This window comes from Wolbachia endosymbiont of Glossina morsitans morsitans, from assembly GCF_000689175.1.
GTDB classification, from domain to species: domain Bacteria; phylum Pseudomonadota; class Alphaproteobacteria; order Rickettsiales; family Anaplasmataceae; genus Wolbachia; species Wolbachia pipientis.
The window spans coordinates 1-3,822 of record NZ_AWUH01000179.1; the positions used below are offsets into that span (position 1 = coordinate 1).

Below are 3,822 nucleotides of genomic sequence, written 5' to 3' on the forward strand. Positions count from 1 at the left end.
GTATATACAATAATAGAGTTACCTAGGTTATTTGGGTATGACGTAAGCTTTACCAATTCATCTTTTTTCACGATGATTTCGGTGATATTGATGATACTCTTTTTGCTTTTTGGAATAAAGAAGGGGTCAGTAATACCAGGATATTTGCAAGCTGCAGTTGAGTATGTATATGATTTTGTTATTTCAATAATAGAAAATAACACTGGAAGCAAAGGCTTGCAGCACATTCCATTGATATTCACAGTATTTATTTTCATTTTATCGTGTAATTTAGTTGGTGTTCTTCCTTATAGTTTCACGGTCACAAGTCATGTGATAGTCACCTTCGCTTTTATCGATGGTGGTTTTTATTTATATAACGATTGTTGGATTTAAAGAAAGGGGAGTAGAATTTTTACGCATATTGCTACCAAAAGGAACTCCTTCGTGGCTTGCACCTATAATAATTATTATTAAGTTGTTTGCTTATTTAGTAAGGCCGGTTAGCCTATCAATAAGGCTTGCAGCAAATATGATTGCTGGTCATACAATCATCAAAGTGATAGCAGGGTTTATTGTAAATATGAACATATTTTTCACTCCTGCGCCGTTTTTGTTCATAATTGGATTGATAGGATTTGAAGTATTTGTTGCAATTTTACAAGCTTATATATTTACTATATTAACGTGTGTATATTTGTCAGATGCAGTAAAGTAATTGACTTCCTTGTAGAATATTTTACAATTATATTATAAAGAAATAATTAAAGGTAATATATGGATTTAGTAGCTTTAAAATTTATAGCAATTGGTTTAGCTGTGTTTGGAATGCTCGGTGCTGGTTTAGGTATAGCTAATATCTTCTCTGCTATGTTAAATGGGATTGCGAGAAACCCTGAATCAGAAGGTAAAATGAAAAGTTATGTTTATATTGGTGCTGCCATGGTTGAAATCATGGGATTGCTTGCGTTTGTACTTGCAATGTTATTAATATTTGCTGCTTAACAGATGCCACAGCTTGATGTTTCAACCTTCTTTTCTCAAGTTTTTTGGTTTTTAATTTTTTTCTCTTCACTTTTTTTCGTAGTGAGTTGTTTATTTTTGCCAAAGTTAGATGAAATAATAAGCACTAGAAGTAAAGAAGTATTGGATTCTTTTAATAGTTCTGTTCATCTTTTAAGACTCACGGAAGATCAGGTTGCCAAGTATAATGCCGCTTTAAACCAAGCTAGAATACAGGCAAAAAAAATCATAGATGATGCACTTGCTCAGGTAGAAGAAATGAGAGCTAATGTTAAGAATATATTAGAAGAAGAAGAAAAAAAAAAGAGCAAGCTTATTGAAAAAAAAGTGGCAGAATTTAAATCTGAATATACTGATCAGTTAAAACAAATGGCTACTAGTATTGCTTTAATTTATTATACTAAATTGATTAATTCTGAAATTGAAGAGGAATTTATTGCTGACTTGGTGTCCAAAGAATTTTAGGGGTTTTTATGTCTACATCACTGATTATCGGTCTTGCCTTCTTGGTAAGTTTTGTCCTTTCGTATAAATTGCTAAAGAAAGTGATAAAAAATGCGCTTAACAATAAGCGTAACAAAAGCAAATTTTCAAGTGAAGAAACTGAAAAATTCAGGAAAGATATGTTGGAGTATTACAAAAAATCTTCTAAAAAATACAAAGAATTAGATGCAGAAGTTAATAAAATGATGAATGAAGCACTTGATAAAGCTAATAGTATCATTAAGCACAATAGACAGCAGCTAGATCAGACATTGGATGACAATGCCCATTCTAACTTGAAGAAAGTCACTGACCAAGTTGAAAAAGCTCTTAGAGATTTACAGGCTAACACAGCGAGTGTAGCTGCTGATGCTAGTAAAAAAATAATGCATGAACGTAAAGATGATAAGCGTAGTAGTGAGGTCATATCTTCATTTTCACGTGACTTAAATAAAAAATTGCATTAGGTTTAATGCCTATACTTCAAGCTGGTAATGTAGAAAAAATTAAGTTTGATTCTAGTTTGTGCAAAGAGCAAGAGAAACTTTTTTACTATAAATTTAATATAATTCCTTGGCAAAAATTAAATTATACTACTTTTTTTATGGTTGAAGACACAAGTCTAGATATCACCCGTTGGGTCGAAACTCATTACGGCATTGACTATGTATTAATAAAAGTGGATAGCGAACAGATTTTAAATCTTCTTAACTCGCACTTTGGTATTTCAGAATTTGCAAGCAACTACTCATATTACAAGAATCCTAATTTTTCAGCCAAAAGCATTAAACTAAGCTCAATATTTTTTGCTTCTTTCTTTATTGTAACTTCAATTTTAACACTAACAGAGAAATATACATATTTTGCTTTGATGTTGATATTTATAATCGGATGTTCTAGTTATTTATTCAAGTTTATAGCTACAATTTTTAACTTATGTGAAACCTCCAACCAAAAAGTGGATTATAGTAAGCTGAATGAAGAAGATTTTCCTATATATACTATTTTATTGCCTGCTTTTAAAGAAAGTGCAGTGATAGAGCAATTGGTTGAAAGCATTGAAAGTTTGGATTATCCAAAATCAAAATTAGATGTGAAGCTTCAGGTAGAAAGTGATGACCAAGAAACGCTAGCAGCTATAGAAAAGTACACTTTACCGCAGTATTTTGAAGTAATAAAAGTGCCTCATTCTTTGCCTAGAACAAAAGCCAAGTCATGCAATTATGCTATGAACTTTGCTAGAGGAAAGTATGCAGTAATATATGATGCGGACGATAAACCAGACCCATTGCAGTTAAAAAAAGCACTGATTGAATTTAATAAGGGCAACGATAAGTTAGCCTGTGTACAGGCAAAATTAAATTACTATAATTGTGATTATAATTTTCTCACAAAATCCTTTTCTCTGGAGTATATGAACTGGTTTCAATACTTATTGCCTGGATTCCAAAAAATGAACATGCCGATGCCTTTGGGTGGTAGCAGTAATCATTTTTCAGTAAAAATTCTAAAAAAAGTGTTTTTCTGGGATGCTTACAGTGTTACCGAAGATGCTGACCTCGGTTTGAGACTTGCGCAAATCGGATATAAAACCAGGATGATTGACTCAGAAACATTGGAAGAGTCACCAAATGCTTTATTTGCTTGGATTAAGCAAAGAGCGCGCTGGATCAAAGGCTATATGCAAACTTATATTGTTCATTTAAAAAATATAAAGTCACTTTATAAACACACTGGATTTAAGGGAATTTTGCTATTGAATCTTTTTGTTGGCTCTGCAGCTTTTATATTTTTTACTACTCCATTTTTACTGCTTTCATTGATATTAACTAAAGTTTTAAATGGATTATTTTTGTACTACTTTGTAGTGGTATACGTTACTAACCTGATTCTTTTGGTAATAGTTGTCAAACAGCAAAAGATGCCTTTTTATTTTTATATAGTATCGATATTTTTTCCGGTCTATAGTCTGCTACATAGTGTTGCAGCTTTTCTTGCCTTGTGGGAGTTTATCCTTTACCCTGAGCGATGGAACAAAACTAAACATGGTTTATGGAAGCAAAACCTGTAGCCATTTGGCTTTTTCTCTGCTCGGTCATGGTAATTCTTATGGTAGGAATTGGTGGATTTACCAGACTTTCAAAAGCAGGATTGTCAATCACAGAGTGGAAACCCATCACTGGAACATTGCCACCACTGAGTGGACAAGATTGGCTACAAGAAAATTAAAATACGAAGCTACACCTGAATATAAAGCACTTAACTATGGTATTAGTATGGAGGAGTTTCACGCTATATACTTAATAGAATATATACACAGATTGGTTGCAAGACTAA

The 3,822-nt window shown here is 32.4% G+C and carries 4 protein-coding genes and 2 pseudogenes; all 6 read left to right on the top strand.

Annotation, left to right across the window (positions count from 1 at the left end; genetic code table 11):
• Positions 1–697 (top strand): annotated as a pseudogene (locus WGMM_RS04640) (F0F1 ATP synthase subunit A); the annotation flags it as partial.
• Between the two features lie 59 nt (positions 698–756).
• Positions 757–984: a F0F1 ATP synthase subunit C gene (locus WGMM_RS04645; protein WP_006014985.1), complete on the top strand. Its 228-nt coding sequence runs from the start codon at positions 757–759 to the stop codon at positions 982–984.
• Between the two features lie 3 nt (positions 985–987).
• Positions 988–1,467: a F0F1 ATP synthase subunit B family protein gene (locus WGMM_RS04650; RefSeq protein WP_038250772.1), complete on the top strand. Its 480-nt coding sequence runs from the start codon at positions 988–990 to the stop codon at positions 1,465–1,467.
• Between the two features lie 8 nt (positions 1,468–1,475).
• Positions 1,476–1,952 carry a F0F1 ATP synthase subunit B family protein gene (locus WGMM_RS04655; RefSeq protein WP_038250775.1) on the top strand — a complete coding sequence of 159 codons (477 nt, stop codon included), beginning with the start codon at positions 1,476–1,478 and terminating at the stop codon, positions 1,950–1,952.
• 5 nt (positions 1,953–1,957) lie between these two features.
• Positions 1,958–3,556 carry a glycosyltransferase family 2 protein gene (locus WGMM_RS04660; protein ID WP_038250778.1) on the top strand — a complete coding sequence of 533 codons (1,599 nt, stop codon included), beginning with the start codon at positions 1,958–1,960 and terminating at the stop codon, positions 3,554–3,556.
• Positions 3,538–3,822: pseudogene (locus tag WGMM_RS05915) on the top strand (COX15/CtaA family protein); the annotation flags it as partial. The gene WGMM_RS04660 and the pseudogene WGMM_RS05915, both read left to right, overlap by 19 nt.